Origin of the sequence: Georgenia subflava, assembly GCF_009193155.1 — a bacterium.
GTDB classification, from domain to species: Bacteria; Actinomycetota; Actinomycetes; order Actinomycetales; family Actinomycetaceae; genus Georgenia; species Georgenia subflava.
Window position 1 is genome coordinate 57,392 of sequence record NZ_VUKD01000003.1, and the last position, 18,978, is coordinate 76,369.

The following is an 18,978-nucleotide window of genomic DNA, read 5'->3' on the forward strand; positions in this document are numbered from 1 at the left end:
GGGGCATGAGGCTCGCAGTCGCCCCGGACGACCTCAGGCTCGCGTCGGACGTCATCACGATCCCTGATGAGTCGGTTCTTGACGAGTCGGCACCCGCCGCTGCCGACCGGCCGAACCCGCAGGACCTGGTGGCCGACCGGCCCCACCCCCAGGACCTGGCGGCCGACCGGCCGGACCCGCAGGCCCGTCTGGCGGCTGCCCGGGCGGCGCTGGGCAGGGCAGAGCTGGCCGCCGGGTTGCGCACCCGCCTCGGCGGACCCGGTCTGAGCACCAGCCCCGCCCTCACCTCCGGGCGCACCGACCCGGCGCCGGTGTCGCCGTTGCCCGGCGCCGCGCCGCGGACCGTGGAGGAGCCCGCGGCGGCCACCGACCGCACCCTCCCCGTCCCGGCTGCGCTCGCCCCGCTCTTCCCCGGCGGGGCCGTGGCTCGCGGCAGCGTGGTCCAGGTGGGCGGGTCCACCTCGGTGCTGCTGGCCCTGGCCGCCGCGGCGAGCCAGGAGGGCGCCTGGTGCGCGCTCGCGGCCATGCCCCACATCGGGTGGCGGGCCGCCGCCGGGTCCGGGCTCGCCCTGGACCGGGTCGCGGTGGTGCCGAGCCCCGGACCGGACGCCGCCTCCGTGGTCGGGGCGCTGACCGACGGCTTCGACGTGCTCGTGGTCGGTCGCTGCCCCGCCCTGAGCGAGCGCGACCGACGCTCGATCGCCGCCCGGGTCCGCACCCGCGGTGCCGTGCTGCTGAGCACCCACGCCTGGCCGGGGGCGCACCTGGTGCTGCGCGCCGCCCGGGCGAGCTGGGAAGGGCTCGGCCAGGGCTGGGGCCACCTGGCGGACCAGGAGCTGACCGTGCGCGCCACCGGCCGAGCCGGCGCCGCCGGGGTGCGCGAGGTCAGCGTCCGGGTGGGCCCGGACGGGCTGCGAGCACCCGCCGGTGCCCCCGTCGTGCAGCGGGCGCCCGACGGACAGACCGCACCGCTGCTGCGGGCGGTGTGAGGTGGCAGCCGTCGAGCCCGGTCGCGCGGCGCGCCGGGCGGTGCTGTGGGTCCCCGACTGGCCGGTGGCCGCCGCCGTCGCCGAGGGGCTGGTCGACCCGCAGGTGCCGGTCGCGGTCCACGACAACCGTGGTGTCGTCGTCGCCTCCGCGCCGGCCCGGGCCGCCGGGGTGCGCCGCGGCATGCGCCGGCGCAGCGCCCAGCAGCTGTGCCCCGAGCTGGTGCTGCTGCCCGCCGACCCGGTGCGCGACGCCCGCGCCTTCGAGCCGCTCGTCCAGGCGGTGGAGACGGTCGTCGCCGACGTCGAGGTGGTCCGTCCCGGCATGGTGGTCTTCCTCGCTCGCGGCCCGGTGCGGCACGTGGGCTCGGAGGAGATCCTCGCCGAGCTGCTCGTGGGGACGGTGGCCACCGAGACCGGCGCCGAGTGCCAGGTGGGCATCGGCGACGGCCTGCTCGCCGCCATGCTCGCCGCCCGCGCCGGGGTGCTCGTGCCCGCCGGCACCACCCCCGCCTTCCTCGCCGGGCAGGACGTCGCGGCGCTGACCCTGGCCGCGAGCACGCGGCAGGCCACGGCCGAGACCGCCGAGCTGGTCGACCTGCTGCGCCGCCTGGGCCTGCGCACCCTGGGAGCCTTCGCCGCGCTGGCCACCGGTGACGTGGCCGCCCGCTTCGGCACCCACGGCCTCGGCGCGCACCGCCTCGCCCGCGGGCTGGACGTGCGCCCGCCGGTCAGCCGCCGCCCGGAGGACGACGTCCTGGCCGCCACCGAGCTCGACCCGCCCGCCGAGCGCTCCGACGTCGCCGCCTTCGCCGCCCGATCCCTGGCCGAGCAGCTCGCCGAGCGGATGCTCCGCCGCGGGGTGGTGTGCGCCCGGCTGCAGGTGGCGGCCCGCACCGAGGACGGCACCGAGCTGGTGCGCACCTGGAGCATCGACGACGCCCCGACCGCCGCCGAGCTGACCGACCGGGTGCGCTGGCAGCTCGAGGGGTGGCTGTCCGGGCGCAGCGGCCGCCCGCCGTCGGCCCCGCTCACCCACCTGGAGCTGGAGGCCCAGGAGGTCAGCCCCGCCGGGGCGGTGCAGGACGGGCTGTGGGGCCGCTCGCGCCGCGGCGAGGCCCAGGCCTCCCGGGCGGCCCTGCGCGTGCAGGGCCTGCTCGGCGCCGAGGGGGTGCTCGTCCCGGTCCTGCAGGGTGGTCGCGACCCACGTGCCGCGGCCCGGCTGGTGGCCTGGGGCGACGAGGCGGCCCCGCTGCGCCGTACCGACGCCCCATGGCCGGGCCAGGTGCCCGCTCCCTGGCCGGCCACCGTGCCCACCGAGCCGGTCCCGGCACGCCTGGTGGACGCCGTCGGGGCGGAGGTCCGGGTGGACGCCCGGGGGACGACGAGCGGTGCCCCGGCCCGGGTCGTCGTGCTCCCGCACGCCCCGACGGCGGCGCCCGGTCCGGTCGAGCCGGGGGAATACCCGCTGCTCGCGTGGGCCGGCCCCTGGCACGGCACCGAGCGGTGGTGGTCCGGCCAGGGCCGCCGTCGTGCCTACGTCCAGGTGGTGCCCGACGGCGCACCCGCCCTGCTCCTGGCGCTCGAGCAGGGGGCCTGGCGGGTCGAGGGCGTCTACGACTGATGTGCGCCAGGGCCTGGCGCCGCCGGCACGAGAGAGGGGACCATCGAGTCATGACCGTCTGGATCTGCCACACCTGCGCCGTCGAGCACGCCGACACCGACGTCCCGCCCACCATCTGCCGGATCTGCACCGACGAGCGCCAGTGGGTGCCGGCGACCGGGCAGGCCTGGACCACCCTGACCGAGCTGCAGGAGCTCGGGCACCGGACCGTGGTGCGCGAGGTCGAGCCCGGACTGCTCGGCGTCACCGCCGTGCCGCAGGTGGGCATCGGGCAGCAGGCGCTCGTGGTCACCACGCCCGCCGGCAACCTCCTGTGGGACCCCATCGGCTTCCTCGACGACGACGGCGTGCGCCGGGTCCGCGAGGCCGGGCCGGTGGTCGCGATCGCAGCCAGCCACCCGCACATGTTCGGGGTGCAGGTCGCGTGGAGCCGGGCGCTCGGCGGCGTCCCGGTGCTGGTCAACGAGGCCGACAGGGAGTGGCTGGCCCGTCCCGACGACGCCGTCCAGTACTGGTCCGGCCGCACCGAGCCGGTGCCCGGCGTCGTGCTGCACCAGATCGGCGGGCACTTCCCCGGCAACACGGTCGTCACCTGGACCGGGGCCGACGGCACCGGCGTGCTGCTCTGCGGCGACACGATCGGCCCGAACCCCGACCGGACGACCGTCGCCTTCATGCGCAGCTACCCCAACCGCATCCCGCTCTCGGGGGCCGTGACCGAGCGAGTCGCCCGGAGCATCGAGGAGCTCGATTTCGACCGCATCTACGGCAACTTCGGCAACGCCATCCCGCGCGACGGCAAGGCCGCCGTGCGTCGCAGCGCCGACCGGCACGTCGCCTGGGTGCGGGGCGACCACGACGACGAGACCTGATCTCTCGGCGCTCGCCAGGTCCTGAAATCCGATGCGGTCCAGTCCGGAAGGATCGGTAGGTCTCCCGCTGGAAGCATCGGGTCAGGTCCTTGCGGCACCTCGGCTCTCAGGTCTGGCCGTCGTCGAGAGTGTCGAGGCAGCGAAGCTCAGGGGCGACGGACGCGAGGCGACGAAGGTCGCGGTCGCGGCGGACCAGGACTGCCCCGTGCCGCAGGGCAACGGCCGCGATGAGGCAGTCCATGGCCGATCGGACGGTGTGACCGGTACGGCGGACGGCGCGGTCGAGGTCGGCTGCGACCTCGAAGTCGGTGTGCGGCTCGACGTCGAGGTGGGGAATCTCATGAGCGCCGCGCGGGTGCGTGGTTCGATGTCCGGTGGCGCACCCATGAGGATCTCCATGACAACCGGCTGCGTCAGGCACAGGTCGGCGGGTTCGGCACGGAGGCGACGGAGCGTGACCGTCGATCGTGACCCGGTGCCACGCAACCACTCCAGCATGGCCGACGTGTCGGCGCACCTCGATCCTCGTCGGGCCTCGAGCGAGGCTCAGGCCGCGAGGAGGAGCGCCGCTCCGACCAGCATGACCACCACGGTGGTCCCGTGGATCCCGAGGGCGGCGGCACGGGACCCGCCGGCACGCAGAACCGTGACCGCGTCGCCGAGAGGGATGAGGGCGAACGCGATCACCGCCCACGCCAGGACGTGCGGGTCGGCGAGGACGAGAAGGACCAGGGCGACGACGCCGGTCGTCAGGTCGCGGATGCCCTTGAGCCGCAGCCAGGGCGTTGCGTCGGCCTCGGGAAGCGTCGGCAGGCCGAAGCTCGCCGCCATCGCTCGCGGCGTGGCGAGGTAGCAGAGCCCGACGATCAGTATCCCGACCCCGGCCAGGCCCGCGATGGCCATCCCGGCCGCCGTCATGCTCATCACCTCGATCTGTCGATGAGGAAGCTGTCACCGACAGACTGCGCGCATGCCCGCGTCGGGCACAAGGCTGCCGCCCGGCGCCGTCGGCCGTCTCAGCCCGGCGGCGCGTCCAGCATGGCCTCCAGCGCATACCGCTCGCCCACCGCCAGGTCGTACTGCACGAGCCGGTAGTCGGCGAGGAGCTCGCGGGCCCGCGGCGAGAGGTCCGTCTCGGTGACCGCGCGGCCGTCCGGGTCGAGCATGATGCCGCGCTCGGCGGCCGGCACCTCCTCGGCGATGGCCGCCAGCAGGGCCGCATACGGGGTGACCGGGGCGTCCGCGGCCGTCAGGACCTGGTTCATCAGGTGGTTCGGGCCCAGCAGCTCGGCCCCGGCGTCGACCTGCTCGGTGTCGAAGTTCGCCCAGACCAGCCACGGCGTCTGGTACATCCCCTGACCGCCGTTGGCGGCCTTGACCTGCTCGGACCAGATCGCGGGGAAGTGGTCGCCGTAGTAGAGCACGATCGTGCGCTCGTCGAGCGCCTCGAGGTCGCCGACGAGATGCTCGAGCGCCTCGTCGCTGTAGCGCAGCCCGCGCAGGTACTGCTCGACGTTCCGGCGCTCGAAGAACGACATCGCGCCGTCGACGCCGATCGGGTCGGCGTACTTGCCGGCGTACGGACGGTGGTTCTGCATCGTCACGACGTTGACGAACATCGGGTCCTCGGACGTGCGCAGCTCGCCGAGGACGCGGTCGAACGTGACGGCGTCGGAGATGAACGGGTTGTTCTCCACCGGCTCGGTGCCGACCATGTCCCGCTCGAACGCCGCCCGGGTGAAGCCGAGGGTCGCGTAGACGTCGTCGCGCCGGTAGAAGTTGTGCTGGTAGGGGTGGATCGCGATCGCCTCGTGGGCCGCCCCGACCGAGCGCAGGAACGAGGGGAAGCGTTCCTGGAACGGCACGAGCATCTGGTACGGGGTGTGCATCTGCGGCCGGAAGTGGTCGAGCGACATGCCGGTGAGCACCTCGAACTCGACGTTGGCCGTGCCGCCGCCGTAGTCCGAGCTCAGCATCGTGCCCGAGGTGGTCCGCTCCATGAGGGAGTGGATGAAGGGGATCGGGTCCTCCTCGACCTCGAGGCCCCGCAGCCGTGTGGGGTCGGTCAGCGATTCGCTGAGGATGACGAGGACGTTCGTGTCGGTCAGGGCGCCGGTGCGGCCGGCGTTGGTCTCGGCGGCGACGGCCGCGTACTTCTCGCCGATCTCGGCCATCCGCGCCGCCGAGTACCCGGCCGGGGTCTCCATGGCCGTGCCGGGCATGTTGTAGAGCACGCCGGAGACGAACCCGTTCTCGGCGTAGTTCTCGACCTGGTTCCACCGCGCCCACGTCGCCTCCCCGCGGTCCCACAGGGCGCGCAGCGGGTTGCCGTCCTCGTTGAACGTCACCGCTCCGGCCAGCACGGCCGCGGCGACGGCGCCGCCCACCACGCGCGCGAGCGTCTCGGCACGCCGCTCGGACCACGGTCGGCGCCCACGACGGCGGCGGGCGCGCAGCGCGGCCGCGACGACGCCGGCCGCGAGGACGATCAGCCCGGCGAGGACGAGCGCCGGGTTGATGCCCAGCCCCTCGAGGAGCAGGGGCGCGTCGCGCAGGTGCTCGAGGTCGGTGGGGTAGAGCGGCTCGTTGCGCGCCAGCATCTTCTGGTAGTCGGCGAAGGCGATGACCGCGGCGAGCGTCCCGACGACGACGGCCGCGACCCACAGCCGGCCCACCACCGCCTGGACCAGGCCGACGACCGCCCAGACGACGATCAGCTGCAGCGCGAGCAGGTCCGTCTGCCAGGTGCGGACCCGCTCCATCGGCTCCAGCCACGTGTCGGTCTGGACGTGGACCAGCTCGACGCCCATCGTGATGACCACCGCGACGGCGAGGCTCAGGCACAGGGTGGGCACGGCGCGCACGACCAGGTCCGCCAGCCGGCCCGCCCGGCGGCGCGCACCAGGGTGCCTGCCCGAGAGGCGCACCTGGGGTCGGCTCTCGACGGACTCTCGCGGTTCGGCGGTCTGGAGCATCGGGACCCTGCGTCGGTGCGTGGTGTGCGGGGACGCGCACACGCGGTGGCGTCGGTAAACGTTAGTCGAACCGCGCGTTAACACGGAATTGATTCCGGCGACCGGGCAGGGTCTCCACCCGCCCGCACCGGCCAGCGGATCGAACAGTCGTTCGATATGCTGGTGGGGTGTCGGTCCCGTACGCCGAGCTGCACGCGCACTCGGCCTTCAGCTTCCTCGACGGCGCGAACCTCCCCGAGGACCTCGCCGTCGAGGCGGCCCGGCTGCGCCTGGACGCGCTGGCGCTGACCGACCACGACGGTCTCTACGGCGTGGTGCGCCTGGCCGAGGCGGCCCGCGCCCTCGCCCTGCCCACCGTCCTGGGGGCCGAGCTGAACCTCGGCACCGCCGGCCGGGCCGGGGCGCACGAGGGTCCCGGTGCGGTGCCGGGGATGAGCGGGCGTCCCGACCCCGACGGCACCCACCTGCTGGTGCTGGCCCGCGGCCCCGAGGGCTACCGGCGCCTCTCGCGCGCGATCGCCCAGGCCCACCTGTACTCCGGCACCAAGGGGTGGGCCGAGTACGACCTCGAGGACCTCGCCGCCCAGGCCGGCGGGGAGTGGCTGGTGCTCACCGGCTGCCGCAAGGGCGCCGTGCGCCAGGCGCTCGACGGCGCGGCCCCGGGCTCCGCCGTCGACCCGGGCAGAGCCGCCGCCCGCGCCGAGCTGGACCGGCTCACCGCCCTGTTCGGGCGGGACAACGTGGCCGTGGAGATCACCGACACCGGCTCGCCCACGGACTCCGCCGTCGCCGACGCCCTGGCCGACCTGGCCGACGCCGCGCACCTGCCGCTGGTGGCCACCGGCGGGGTCCACTGCGCCCGGCCCGCCGACCAGCGACTGGCCGACGTCCTCGCCGCCACCCGCGCCCGGGCGTCCCTGGAGGAGATCGACGGCTGGCTCCCCGTCGCACCGGCCCACCTGCGCTCCGGCGCCGAGATGGCCGCCCGGCACCACCGCCACCCCCGCGCCGTGCCCACGTCCGTGGCGCTCGCGGCCGAGTGCGCCTTCGACCTGCAGCTCGTCGCCCCGAACCTGCCGCCGCACCCGGTCCCGCCCGGGCACACCGAGGCCACCTGGCTGCGCGAGCTGACCTACCGCGGCGCCGCCGAGCGCTACGGCCCGCGCGGGCACGTCCGCGGCGCCTACGAGATGATCGAGCACGAGCTGAAGATCATCACCGACCTGGACTTTCCCGGGTACTTCCTCATCGTCCACGAGATCGTCCAGTTCTGCCGCGACCGGCGGATCCTGTGCCAGGGGCGCGGCTCGGCGGCGAACTCCGCCGTCTGCTTCGCCCTGGGCATCACGGCCGTCGACGCCGTCCAGCACCGGCTGCTCTTCGAGCGTTTCCTCTCGCCCGGCCGCTCCGGCCCGCCGGACATCGACCTGGACATCGAGTCCGGGCGCCGCGAGGAGGTCATCCAGTTCGTCTACGGCCGCTACGGGCGCACCCACGCCGCCCAGGTCGCCAACGTCATCTCCTACCGGCCCCGCTCGGCCGTGCGCGACGCCGCCCGCGCCTTCGGCTACGACGTCGGTCAGCAGGACGCCTGGTCCAAGAGCATCGAGCGGTGGGGGAGCCTGCGCACCCCCGACGACGGCGGCGACGGCGCACCGGGCCGGGACGGGCCCGCCCCGGCGCCGGCGGACGACCTGGGCGGCATCCCCGAGCCGGTGCTGGACGTCGCCGAGCAGATGCTGCGCCTGCCGAGGCACCTGGGCATCCACTCCGGCGGCATGGTGCTGTGCGACCGTCCGGTCATCGAGGTGTGCCCGGTGGAGTGGGCGACGATGCCCGGGCGCACCGTGCTGCAGTGGGACAAGGACGACTGCGCCGACGCCGGCCTGGTCAAGTTCGACCTGCTCGGTCTGGGCATGCTCACCGCCCTGCGACTGGCCTTCGATGCGATCAACGCCGCGGCGCCGCCCGGCACCGCCGAGCTCGGTCTGCACTCGCTGCCGCAGGAGGACCCAGCGGTGTACGAGCTGCTGTGCGCGGCGGACACGGTCGGGGTCTTCCAGGTGGAGTCGCGCGCCCAGATGGCCACCCTCCCGCGGCTGCGGCCGAGCAACTTCTACGACATCGTCGTCGAGGTCGCCCTCATCCGCCCCGGCCCGATCCAGGGCGACTCGGTCAACCCCTACATCAACCGGCGCCTCGGCCGGGAGCCCGTCACCTACCTCCACCCGCTGCTCGAGCCGGCGCTGTCGAAGACCCTGGGGGTGCCGCTCTTCCAGGAGCAGCTCATGCAGATCGCCATGGACGTCGCCGGTTTCAGCCCGGCCGAGGCCGACCAGCTGCGCAAGGCCATGGGGTCCAAGCGCTCCTCCGAGCGCATGGAGGCCCTGCACGGGCGGCTGCTGTCCGGGATGGCCGAGAAGGGCATCGACGAGGCGGTGGCCGAGCAGATCTACGACAAGCTCAAGGCCTTCGCGGACTTCGGCTTCCCCGAGTCGCACTCCTTCTCGTTCGCCTACCTCGTCTACGCCAGCTCCTGGCTCAAGGTGCACCACCCCGAGGCGTTCTACGCCGCCCTGCTGGCCGCCCAGCCGATGGGGTTCTACTCCCCGCAGTCACTGGTTGCCGACGCCCGCCGGCACGGGGTCGCGGTGCTGCGTGCGGACGTCAGCTCCTCCGCCGCCCAGGCCCGGGTCGAGCCCACGACGGCGGAGCGCCGCGCCGCCGCCACGGCCGGGCAGGTGGTCTCGCCCGACGTCGCCCGCCTGGTCCGTCCGCACCCGGACCTGGCCGTGCGGCTGGGGCTGGCGCCGGTGCGCGGGGTGGGGGAGAAGGTCGCCGAGCGGCTCGTGGCCGAGCGGGAGTCGGGCGGCCCGTTCGCCGACCTGCCCGACCTGGCCCGCCGGGTGGACCTGACGGCCGCCCAGCTCGAGGCCCTGGCCACCGCCGGGGCGCTGGGCTGCTTCGGGCTGGAGCGCCGGGAGGCGCTGTGGGCGGCCGGGGTGCTCGCCGGCGAGCACGGGAGCCGGCACGGGCATCGGCGCACCCGGGGCGCCGGTCGTGACTCGGCGTCACGGCACGGCCGGTCGGCGGACCACCCGCCCCTGGGGGCGTGGAAGGTGTCCCAGGGCGCCCGGGCCGTGGCCGTGCGCGAGTCGCCCGCGCAGGACGAGGGCGTCTGGTTCCAGCCGCCGCTGCCGCTGACCTCCGTCGGGGCCGAGTCCCCCGGTCTGCCGGCGATGGACCGGGTGGAGACCGCCGTCGCCGACGTGTGGGCCACCGGCGTCTCCCCGGACTCCTTCCCCACGCAGTTCCGCCGCGCGGACCTGGCCGCCGCCGGGGTCTGGACGGTGGCGGACCTGGCAGGCGCGGCCCCGGGTGCGAGGCTGCGGGTCGGCGGGGTGGTGACGCACCGGCAGTGCCCGGGCACGGCCGGCGGCGTGACCTTCCTGTCCCTGGAGGACGAGACCGGTCTGCTCAACGTGGTGTGCTCGGCCGGGGTGTGGGCGCGCTACCGGCAGGTCGCCCGCACCAGCGCCGCCCTCGTGGTGCGCGGCACCCTGGAGCGGGCCGACGGCGTGACGAACCTCGTCGCGGACCAGATCGAGGCGCTCAGCCTCAGGGTGCCGACGACCTCGCGCGACTTCCGCTGAGGCGGCCGTGGCGTGCCGTGCCCAGTCACACGCCCGACACGACAACGGCCGCCGTGCCGGGCGACGACGACCTCGGCGCCCGAACCATCACGACAGCATCCGCCTAGAGGAGCTCGGCGCGCAGCGTCTCCGGCGACTTCGGCGAGAGCAGGACCGGCGGCACGTCGAGGACCGTCACGGCACCCACCTGACCCCGGCGGTTGAGCCGGTGCACCGCCCGCGCGTACGCGACGAGCACGCTTGCGGTGAACTCCGGGTTGCTCTGCAGCTGCAGGCGGTACTCCACCACCTGGGCGTTGCCGGCGCCGGTGGTGCCGGAGCGGATGACGAAGCCGCCGTGCGGCATCGCGCCGTGGTCGCGCCCGAGCTCGGCGGCGCTGATGAAGTGCACCTCGGTGTCGTAGTCGGCGAAGTAGTGCGGCATCGTGACGATGGCCTGCTCCACCTCGGCGGCGTCGGCGCCGTCCGCGAGCACCACGTAGCACTCGCGCCGATGCTTCTCACGGGTGCTGAGCTCGGGGCGGCTGCCGCTGCGGACGGCGTCGACCGCGACGTCGGAGGGAACGGTGTACTGCACGCCGCCGGCCACGCCCGGCACGCGGCGGACCGCGTCGGAGTGGCCCTGGCTCAGGCCCTTGCCCCAGAACGTGTAGGTCTCCCCGTCCGGCAGCAGCGCCTCGCCGTAGAGCCGGTTGATCGAGAACATGCCGGGGTCCCAGCCGCCGGAGATCAGCGCCGTCGTCCCGGCCGCGCGGGCGGGCCCGTCCACCGCCTCGAAGTACTCGGGGATGCGGGCGTGGGTGTCGAAGCTGTCGACGGTGCTGAAGTGCGCCGCCAGCGCCGGACCCTGCTCGGGCAGGTCCTCCTTGGAGCCTCCGCACAGGATGAGCACGTCGATGTCGTCGCGCCGGTCGGTCAGACCGTCGACGGGCAGGACAGGCGTGCTCGCATCCGGCGCGTCGATGTCGGCGGGCGCACGGCGGGTGAAGATGCCGACGAGCTCCATGTCCGGGTTCTGCCAGAGGGCGAGGGCGACGCCGCGCCCCAGGTTGCCGTAGCCGACGATGCCGATGCGGATCTTCTCGCTCACTGCCGTGCCTCCCACTTTGCGTGTGCCGTGCCTCTGGAACGGTAGCGGCAGGGCCCACCGGGTGCGGGCCGTGCCCACTGCTCGACCTGGCCGAGCGCAGCAGCGCGATCGACGAGCCGTTCCGCGGCGAGGCGGACCTCTACGACGAGCGCGGGCTTCCCCGGTGATCCTCGACACCTCGGCGATCGTCGCCACGCCTCAACTAGGGTGACGGCTTCTCCTACGCCCTTGCCGCCACCGCGGGTGATGTCCTGCTGCACAAGGGCGACGACTTCCGGCACACGGATATCGAACCGGCAGTCTCCTGACGTCTGGGGTATCGGGGCCTAGCCTCGGGAAGGCAGGGCTGCGATCATGGCAGGGTGGCTGGAGATGTGTTTATCTCTTATGCGCGTGCAGACCAGCTTTATGTCGGTCAATTTGTGACCGAATTGCGTGCCATCGACATCCCGGTCTGGTTCGACGACGATTTAGAACATGGGCGTCGTTGGGCAGAGGACTTGGAAGAGCGCATCAACGGCTGCGCCGCCTTCGTTGTCGTGATGTCGCCTGCCTCAGCGAGTTCGGACTGGGTGCAGAGAGAGATAGCTCAAGCGGAACTCCGGCACCGAGAGATCTTCCCGCTCCTTCTTGCGGGCGAGCGATTCTTTCGGCTGTCGGACCGAGAGTTCGAAGACGTGCGCAGCCGTGCAATGCCTTCGTCCACCTTGATTGACAATCTGAAACGCACTGTGCGGGACTTCCGGCCTTGGATCAAGTTGCTTTATTGCATCAACTGTCACCAGCAATTCTATCGCGACAATTCGGCGAACTGCTCGTATCATCCTTCCGACCCGACCAATGTTGGCAACACCGGGCCGAGGGAGGACTATCGGGAGGTATGGAAGTACCCGTGCTGCGGACAGGTCTTGCTGACGGCGATAGATGATAGTGGGAGCGATCTTCCCCCGCCCCGGTCGCCCGGTTGCGTGAACCGCGCTCATCAAGCTGGCAGGTGGACGTAAGTTTCGGGCTTATACGCCGGCGCCGGTGAGGCCGGGTCGTTGACCTGAAAGCGCTCCTGACCTGCGACGATACGGATTGTCGAGATCCGCGTAGTCGCACTCCAGGGAGCACCTTCGAGGTGAACGTTACGGGATCTGTCCGCGTACCCATGTCGAAACGACGGCCTCTGGCGCGGTGGGCCAGGCCGGGCGGGGTCCTGCTGACCGAACCATCGCCGTGCCGGGGCTCGGGTCACCGCTCTCGTCGGCGCTGGCCCGTGGCGCCATCCGCCCGCGGTTCATGACCTGCCAAGGTGATCACCGACCTTGAGCAGTCGTTGCGGGCACGGGCCGGTCGGGGTCTCGGCCGGGCACGGGTCGGTCAGGAGTCTCGGCCGGGCACCCCGGCCCCTGTGGGGTCGGTGTCCAGGACCGCGACGGCGTCGTCGAGGGTGTCGACGAGGTGGATGTGCTCGCCCATGTCCCGGCCGGCGCCGAGCGCCTGCAGCACCGGCCAGACAGGCACCGTCGTCGTCCAGTGCTCGTGGCCGACGAGGACCATCGGCGCCACGGCCGAGGTGTCCGCGTAGTAGTTCTCGCACGCGTCCTGGAAGATCTCCTGCACCGTGCCCGCGGCCCCCGGCAGGAAGACGATCCCGGCCGTGGCCAGGTGCAGGAGGATGTCCTCGCGGATCGCGTTCTTGAAGTACTTGGCGATGTCCGTGGCGAACGCGTTGGGCGGCTCGTGCCCGTAGTGCCACGTCGGGATACCGACCGAGCGGGCGCCGCCGGGCCAGCGGTCGAGGACGTCGAACGCGGCGCCGGCCCAGTCCTGCACCGACGGGACGAACCCCGGCACCGCGGCGAGGGTCTCGAGCGCCTCCTCCAGCACCGACGAGGGCCACGTGGACAGGTAGGCGCCGAGGTTGGCCGCCTCCATGGCACCGGGTCCGCCCCCGGTGGCCACTGTGAGCCCGGCCCCCGCGAGGCGGTGGGCCAGGTGCGCCGCGGCGGCGTAGGGCGCCGACCCGCGGGCGAGGGCGTGCCCGCCCATGATGCCGACGAGGTTCCGCCCGCCGACGACGTCACGCAGGGCGTCGTCGATCGAGTGGTCGTGCAGCGCCTTGGCCAGGCTCCGGTCGAGGTCCGGCTCCTGCTGCGACCAGGCGTACACCCGCGCGTCCAGCGTGTCCTCGTAGCTCGTGGCCAGCCGGTCGTACAGCTCCTGAGGCGTGTACAGGCTCGCGCGGTACTGGTCCACCGGCACGTGGGGAACCTCCGGGAAGACCAGGGCGCCCCGGGCCCGCAGGCTCTGCTCGTCGCCGGCCTCGAGCGCGCAGCCGAGGAATAGGGCGCCGGTCGGGTCGAGCCGGCGGAGGACGTGCCCGCGCCCGCGCAGGTCGACGGACTGCACGTGCCAGCCGCTCATCTCCAGGGCGCCGTCGGCGATGCGCTCGTCGAACTCCGCCAGGGACTCGACCTCGACGGTCCGACCGCGCTCCTGCTTCACACCGGCGAACCTATGGCCACCGTCGCCGAGCCGCACCCCTCCGGGCGGGACACCCGGTCGACGGCCGGGCTCAACCGGCGCCGTTACCGGTGCCCGGGCCCGGCAGAGCGGCGCGGGACGGAGACTCGGTGGAGGACGCGGCGCGCCGCCCCGGTGGCAGCGTCTCCATCGGCGGGTCGACACTCCGGACCGCCGAGTACACCGCCCAGGTGACGGCGAGGACCGGGATCGCGATGATGGCGCCGAGCAGCCCACCGAGGAACGTGCCGGCAGTGACGCCGACGGCGACCACGACGGGGTGCAGGGACACCTGCTTGCCCATCACGAGCGGCTCGAGGATGTGCCCCTCGATCTGCCCGATCGCGGCGACGCCGATCGTCACGATGAGGGCAGCCAGCGGCCCGACCGCGGCCAGGGCGACGACGGCGGCGACGATCATCGCGGCGGGGGCGCCGATCAGCGGGATGAAGGCGCCGATGAAGACCAGCACCGACAGGGGGGCGGCGAGGGGCACGCCGACGATCGAGAGGAGGATGAACGCCATCACGCCGTCGGCGAGCGCCACGATCATCGTCCCGCGCGCGTAGCCGGAGAAGGTGTACCAGCCGGCCGTCGCCGCAGCATGGGTGCGCTCGCGGTTCTTCGCGGGCAGCTGGTTGAGGAACCACGTCCACATCGACCCGCCGCGCGCGAGGAAGAAGATCGTCAGGAACAGGCTCAGGGCGAGGACGGTGAACACCAGGGCGACCGCCCCGGCGTTGTTGAGGATCTGCCCGGCGAGGTCGGCGGCGTTCTCCTGGACGTACGCGGTGGCCTGGGCGACCGCCTCGTTGATCGCGTCGTTGATCTCGGCCTGCGTGAAGTGGAACGGCAGCGGACCGGTCTCGAAGAACTCCAGGATCGTGTCGATGCCGTTGGTGAAGCGGTCGGCCAGCGTCTCCCACTGCCCCGCGACGGAACGGATCACGTAGGTGAGCAGGCCGGCCACGACGGCGAACGAGCCCAGCAGGGCCAGCACCGTGGCGAGCGGCCGCGGCATGTACTGCGACAGCCAGGTCACCATCGGGTCGAGCACGGAGGTGACCACCAGCGACAGGAAGACGGCGATGAAGACCACCTGGATGCGGCTGGTCGCGAAGACCACCATGCCGACGACGATGACGATCCCGATGAGGAGCCAGGCGATCGTGCCGTACTTGCGGATCCATCGCGGCACGCCGTCGGCGGGGGAGTCCACGTGGGCGACGCGCTCGGGCATCCGGCGGACGGTGAGCCGGCCCGCCACGGAGGGGCGGACGCTGCGCGGCGCGGCGCTGGGCGGCTGGTTCCCGGGCCCGAGCGCGGCCTGGGAGACGACCTGGTCGACCGAGGTCGGGTGCGAGGGCCGCACCTGACGCTGGACACGACGGCCCACCTGCCCCAGCAGGCGTCTGGACCGATCGCGCATGGCACTCATCGTGGCCAGTCTGCCCCAACGAGACCCGCTACACCGCCAGGCGCGACCAGATCCTTGCCTGGTCGAGCTCGGCGAGCGCACCCGTGCGGTCGCCCTGCTCGGCGGCGCGCCACAGGGCGGACTCCGCCGCACGCGCCATCGCCCACGCCGCGACCCGACCGGGGTCGAGACCGGCCGCCGCGCACACCACCCGGGTGCGTCCGCGCAGGAGCGCGACGGGGCTCTCCGCACGGAACGGCTCGGCCACCTGGCTCAGCAACGGCCACGGGTCGAAGTCCGGGTCGCCGACCATCGGCTTGGGGTCGATGGCCACCCACGTACGCGTGCCGGTGGCGTCGTCGGCGACGAGGTTGCCCGGGTTGAGGTCGCCGTGGACGACGACGGTCGAGCGTGCCGTGGCGGGCAGCTCCTCCCACAGCTCGGCGGCAGCGGCGAGGAGCCCTGGGTCGGCGCCGAGGGCGGGGCCGTGGCGCTGGGAGCGCTCGCGGACCAGCTCCGCGGCGGTGGTGGCGCAGGTCGTCAGCGCGGTGACGGCCTGCGACAGCTCTGCGACCGGGGCGGCGTGCAGGCGCCCGAGCAGCTCGGCGGCGACGTCGAGACGTGCCTCCGGCCGCTGCTCGAGCAGCGGCCGGTCCTCCTCGAGCCCGTGCCCGGGACGGTGGCGCCGCAGGAGCAGGGTCCAGGCGTCGGCGTCGTGGTCGAGGAGCTCGGCGCCGCCGCGTCCGGACCACAGCGCCAGCGCGGTCGCCTCGTGGGCGGCCTCGGCGTGCGGGAAGACGATCTTGACGACGGCGTCCTCGCCGTGGCGGGTGCGCGCCGGCGCCGTCCAGGCGGCGACGCCGGACTCGAAGGGCTCGCCCAGGCGCAGGCCCCACCGGGTCCGCGCGCGGTCGACGAGCTCGGGGAGCCGCGCCAGCCAGGCGGGCCCGTCCGCGGTGGGCGACAGCTCGCGCCGCATCGCGTCCGGCACCTGCACGACGTCGGGCGAGCTCACCGGTCCGACGCGGCGTGGGTCAGCCACGCACCACGCCGAGCACGGCGGCCAGCTCGGCGGCGTCGTGCACGACGCCGAAGGCGCCGACCTCCTCGCCGGGCCGGCTGTAGCCCCAGCGCACGAGCACGGCCGGGATGCCGTGCGTCGTCGCGCCGTCGACGTCGTGGTGCCGGTCGCCGACCATCACGGCCCGGGAGGTGTCGATCCCCGCAGCGGTCAGGCCGGCGAGGGCGTCTTCGACGATATCGGCCTTGGTGCTGCGCGACTCGTCGGCCGTGGCGCCGGCGATGACGGTGAAGTACTGAGCCAGGCCGGCGTGCTCGAGGATCGGCACGGCCATGTGCCGCATCTTCGACGTCGCCAGCGCCAGCGGCATGCCGGCCGCGTGGAGCACGCGGATCAGCTCCGGCACGCCGGGGTAGAGGGAGACGTCGAGCATGCGCTCGGCGTAGATGGTCCGGTAGTGCTCGACGACGGCCTCGAGGTCTGTCTCGCTCACGCCGGCAAGCTCCAGCAGGCCGTCGCGGATCGGCGGGCCGACGTGGCGCAGCAGCTGCTCGGGCGTCTGGGCGGGGTAGCCGAAGGCGGCGAGCGACTCGGCGATGGCGCTGGTGATCGCCGGGGCGGAGTCGGTGATGGTGCCGTCCAGGTCGAGCAGGACGGCGGTGGGGCTGAGCTCGACCGGGGCACGGTCGGCGACGGGGGCGGCGCTCGTCAGGGGCGTCACGAAGAATCGGGTCCTCTCGGCACTGGATGGGTCTGGCAACAGGCTAGGCCGTGACCCGCCCGAGAGGCCGTGAGGTCCACCACCGGCGGAACGTGGCATCGGCCACTCGGGTCGGGGACGTGCTGCCGGCCATGCCGGCCGACGCCCGTGCCGAGGTCCTTCCCTTCGTCCCGATGTCCTTCCCTTCGTCCCCACCGAGATCGTGGCGCGCACGGGGAGGCGCTCGATTCGCGCATGGGGAGGCGCTCGATACACGCACGGGAAGGCGCTCGATCACGCGTCGTGCTCGGGCACCGCCCGGCGCCACATGGCACGCTAGCCGCAGAGCACTTCGGGCAGAGAGGACAGGCACGCACATGGGCAAGGTCGGGGCACTCATCAAGGTCGCGGCGGTCGCCGGGCCTACCATCGTGGAGCTGGTCCGGCGCTTCGGCCCGACGCTCACGAAGCTGAAGAAGGAGAACCCCGAGGTCTTCGACGCCGTCGCCGCCCAGGTCCAGAAGCTCGCGCAGGCCCGCAAGAACAGCCGCGGGCCGGAGGGCATCCGCAAGCGGCTGAAGATCCTGCGCGACCAGGTCGCCTTCCTCTACTCCTCGGCTGACGACGCCGCCGAGCGCGACCGGGCCGACGGGTGGCGCGTGCAGCTCGACAGGCTCGAGGCCTCCCTGCCGGTGCTCGCGGCGATGGGCCGCAAGGCCGCCGCCAAGGAGACGGAGCACGTCAACCGGCGGATCGACGAGCTCTCCGAGGAGATCCTCAGCGCCTTCATCGACGAGAAGGAGGAGGACGCTCGCACGATCGAGCCGTGATCCTGCACCGACGGGTGTCCCCGGCCCACCAGGTCTACCGTCGAACCATGACGGAGAGCCTCATCGCGACCGACCTGCCTTCCACGGTGACCCTCGTCGACGGCGAGGGCGGCCTGTCCCGGCTGGACGTGTCCACCCCGGTCGCGACCGCGGAGGTGTACCTGCACGGGGCGCACCTCACCGCATGGACGCCAGCCGGCCAGGACCCGGTGATCTGGATGAGCAGCAAGAGCACCTTCGCTCCGGGCAAGGCGATCCGCGGCGGCGTGCCGATCTGCTTCCCCTGGTTCGGTGCCGGTCGCGAGCCCGGCATGTCGCCCGCCCACGGCTTCGGACGCCTGGCCGGCTGGACGCTCGTCGGCGCGGACGACGACGCCGGCGTCGTCACCCTCACGCTGCGCCTGACCGACGCCGACGTGACCGGCGTGCCGGGGGCGCAGGTCTGGCCGCACCCGTTCGAGGCGACGTACTCCATCACCCTCGGCAGCGAGCTCGGCCTCGCGCTGAGCGTGCGCAACACCGGCACCGACGAGTACTCGTTCGAAGAGGCGCTGCACACCTACCTGCACGTCAAGGATGTCACCGGCGTCACGGTCGAGGGGCTCGACGGCGCCCGCTACGTCGACAAGGTGTCCGGCGCCGAGAGTCGCACCCAGGACGGGCCGGTGGTCTTCGCGGGGGAGACCGACCGGGTGTACCACTCCACCGGCACCGCCACGGTGGTCGACCCGGGCAGTGCGCGCACCATCACCGTCGCCAAGAGCTCCTCCGCCAACACCGTCGTGTGGAACCCGTGGACCGCCAAGGCCGCCGCCATGCCCGACTACGACGACGCCGAGTGGCCCACGATGGTGTGCGTCGAGACCGCCAACGCGCTCGACGACGCGGTGACCCTGGCCGCGGGGGAGACGCACACCATGACGGCGCGCTACGCCGTCGCCAACAAGGCCTGACCGCCAGAACGTCCACCACTCACTACCGACCACTCACCACCGACCACGCACCACCGACCACCCGGCGCCCTGCGCTCCCATCGCCCACCGAGCGACACGAACCGCACCACTCTGCCGCCGCAGACCGGTGCGGTTCGTGCCACTCGGCACACCGTCGCCGGCGAGTGGCACCTTTGGCACCGCCGACGGGCCAGCGGACGACCAGTTCGTGCCACTCGGCGCGCCGGCTGCGGCGAGCCGAGAGGGCGCGTCGAGCTGGGGAGCCTGCACGGGCGGGGTGATCGGACGGAGGCCCGGACGAGCCTTTCCTAAACTTGAACTGTTCCAGATTACTGGTTATAGTGAC

Annotated in this window: 15 protein-coding genes; 7 read left to right on the forward strand and 8 right to left on the reverse strand. The window is 73.3% G+C overall.

Going from position 1 to position 18,978, the window contains the following annotated elements; translation table 11 throughout:
• Positions 1–5: 5 nt before the first annotated feature.
• Genes GD748_RS10395 through GD748_RS10405 form a run of 3 tightly spaced genes read left to right on the forward strand, consistent with a single transcriptional unit; the run spans position 6 to position 3,482 of the window.
• Positions 6–989: a hypothetical protein gene (locus GD748_RS10395; protein WP_152195157.1), complete on the forward strand. Its 984-nt coding sequence runs from the start codon at positions 6–8 to the stop codon at positions 987–989.
• A 1-nt stretch (position 990) separates the two neighbouring features.
• A complete protein-coding gene (locus tag GD748_RS10400) occupies positions 991–2,610 on the forward strand; it encodes a DNA polymerase Y family protein (protein ID WP_152195158.1) in 1,620 nt (539 codons plus the stop codon).
• A 50-nt stretch (positions 2,611–2,660) separates the two neighbouring features.
• Positions 2,661–3,482: an MBL fold metallo-hydrolase gene (locus GD748_RS10405; RefSeq protein WP_152195159.1), complete on the forward strand. Its 822-nt coding sequence runs from the start codon at positions 2,661–2,663 to the stop codon at positions 3,480–3,482.
• A gap of 106 nt (positions 3,483–3,588) precedes the next feature.
• Here GD748_RS10405 and GD748_RS20265 read toward each other — a convergent pair whose 3' ends face one another.
• The 3 genes from GD748_RS20265 to GD748_RS10420 all read right to left on the reverse strand — a co-directional run bounded on the left by GD748_RS20265 (position 3,589) and on the right by GD748_RS10420 (position 6,457).
• Entirely contained in the window at positions 3,589–3,999 is a 411-nt protein-coding gene (locus GD748_RS20265) for a PIN domain-containing protein (protein WP_405002676.1), read from the reverse strand.
• Between the two features lie 29 nt (positions 4,000–4,028).
• Entirely contained in the window at positions 4,029–4,400 is a 372-nt protein-coding gene (locus GD748_RS10415; RefSeq protein ID WP_152195160.1) for a DUF4267 domain-containing protein, read from the reverse strand.
• 98 nt (positions 4,401–4,498) lie between these two features.
• On the reverse strand, positions 4,499–6,457 hold the full coding sequence (locus tag GD748_RS10420; RefSeq protein ID WP_152195161.1) for an LTA synthase family protein: 1,959 nt from the start codon (positions 6,455–6,457) through the stop codon (positions 4,499–4,501).
• 167 nt (positions 6,458–6,624) lie between these two features.
• Between GD748_RS10420 and GD748_RS10425 the strand changes: the two genes are divergently transcribed.
• A complete protein-coding gene (locus tag GD748_RS10425; protein ID WP_152195162.1) occupies positions 6,625–10,110 on the forward strand; it encodes an error-prone DNA polymerase in 3,486 nt (1,161 codons plus the stop codon).
• Between the two features lie 103 nt (positions 10,111–10,213).
• Here the strand turns inward: GD748_RS10425 and GD748_RS10430 are convergent, their stop codons facing one another.
• Positions 10,214–11,200, reverse strand: coding sequence for a diaminopimelate dehydrogenase (locus GD748_RS10430; protein WP_152195163.1), 987 nt, complete (start codon positions 11,198–11,200; stop codon positions 10,214–10,216).
• A 362-nt stretch (positions 11,201–11,562) separates the two neighbouring features.
• On the opposite strand from GD748_RS10430, the gene GD748_RS10435 reads away from it, so the two are divergent.
• Positions 11,563–12,204, forward strand: a complete 642-nt coding sequence (locus GD748_RS10435) for a toll/interleukin-1 receptor domain-containing protein (protein WP_193312915.1) — start codon at positions 11,563–11,565, stop codon at positions 12,202–12,204.
• A 361-nt stretch (positions 12,205–12,565) separates the two neighbouring features.
• On the opposite strand, the gene GD748_RS10440 is transcribed toward GD748_RS10435, so the two are convergent.
• From GD748_RS10440 to GD748_RS10455, 4 genes are all read right to left on the reverse strand, one after another.
• On the reverse strand, positions 12,566–13,693 hold the full coding sequence (locus GD748_RS10440) for an LOG family protein (protein WP_226921159.1): 1,128 nt from the start codon (positions 13,691–13,693) through the stop codon (positions 12,566–12,568).
• Positions 13,694–13,763: 70 nt separating this feature from the next.
• Complete coding sequence (locus GD748_RS10445; protein ID WP_226921162.1) at positions 13,764–15,149, reverse strand: AI-2E family transporter; 1,386 nt, start codon at positions 15,147–15,149, stop codon at positions 13,764–13,766.
• A gap of 28 nt (positions 15,150–15,177) precedes the next feature.
• The gene (locus tag GD748_RS10450) at positions 15,178–16,170 is read right to left on the reverse strand and encodes an aminoglycoside phosphotransferase family protein (RefSeq protein WP_152195165.1); all 993 of its coding nucleotides are present in this window, start codon (positions 16,168–16,170) and stop codon (positions 15,178–15,180) included.
• Positions 16,163–16,870, reverse strand: a complete 708-nt coding sequence (locus GD748_RS10455) for an HAD hydrolase-like protein (protein WP_226921165.1) — start codon at positions 16,868–16,870, stop codon at positions 16,163–16,165. Before GD748_RS10455 ends, GD748_RS10450 begins: the two co-directional genes overlap by 8 nt.
• Before the next feature lie 356 nt (positions 16,871–17,226).
• On the opposite strand from GD748_RS10455, the gene GD748_RS10460 reads away from it, so the two are divergent.
• Complete coding sequence (locus tag GD748_RS10460) at positions 17,227–17,679, forward strand: hypothetical protein (protein WP_152195167.1); 453 nt, start codon at positions 17,227–17,229, stop codon at positions 17,677–17,679.
• Positions 17,680–17,726: 47 nt separating this feature from the next.
• Complete coding sequence (locus tag GD748_RS10465) at positions 17,727–18,632, forward strand: D-hexose-6-phosphate mutarotase (protein ID WP_152195168.1); 906 nt, start codon at positions 17,727–17,729, stop codon at positions 18,630–18,632.
• Positions 18,633–18,978 lie beyond the last annotated feature (346 nt).

Coding starts and splice junctions, on each gene's coding strand:
- GD748_RS10395 (WP_152195157.1), top strand. CDS start 6: ATGAGGCTCGCAGTCGCCCCGGACGACCTCAGGCTCGCGTCGGACGTC.
- GD748_RS10405 (WP_152195159.1), top strand. CDS start 2,661: ATGACCGTCTGGATCTGCCACACCTGCGCCGTCGAGCACGCCGACACC.
- GD748_RS10415 (WP_152195160.1), bottom strand. CDS start 4,400: ATGACGGCGGCCGGGATGGCCATCGCGGGCCTGGCCGGGGTCGGGATA.
- GD748_RS10420 (WP_152195161.1), bottom strand. CDS start 6,457: ATGCTCCAGACCGCCGAACCGCGAGAGTCCGTCGAGAGCCGACCCCAG.
- GD748_RS10445 (WP_226921162.1), bottom strand. CDS start 15,149: ATGAGTGCCATGCGCGATCGGTCCAGACGCCTGCTGGGGCAGGTGGGC.
- GD748_RS10460 (WP_152195167.1), top strand. CDS start 17,227: ATGGGCAAGGTCGGGGCACTCATCAAGGTCGCGGCGGTCGCCGGGCCT.
- GD748_RS10465 (WP_152195168.1), top strand. CDS start 17,727: ATGACGGAGAGCCTCATCGCGACCGACCTGCCTTCCACGGTGACCCTC.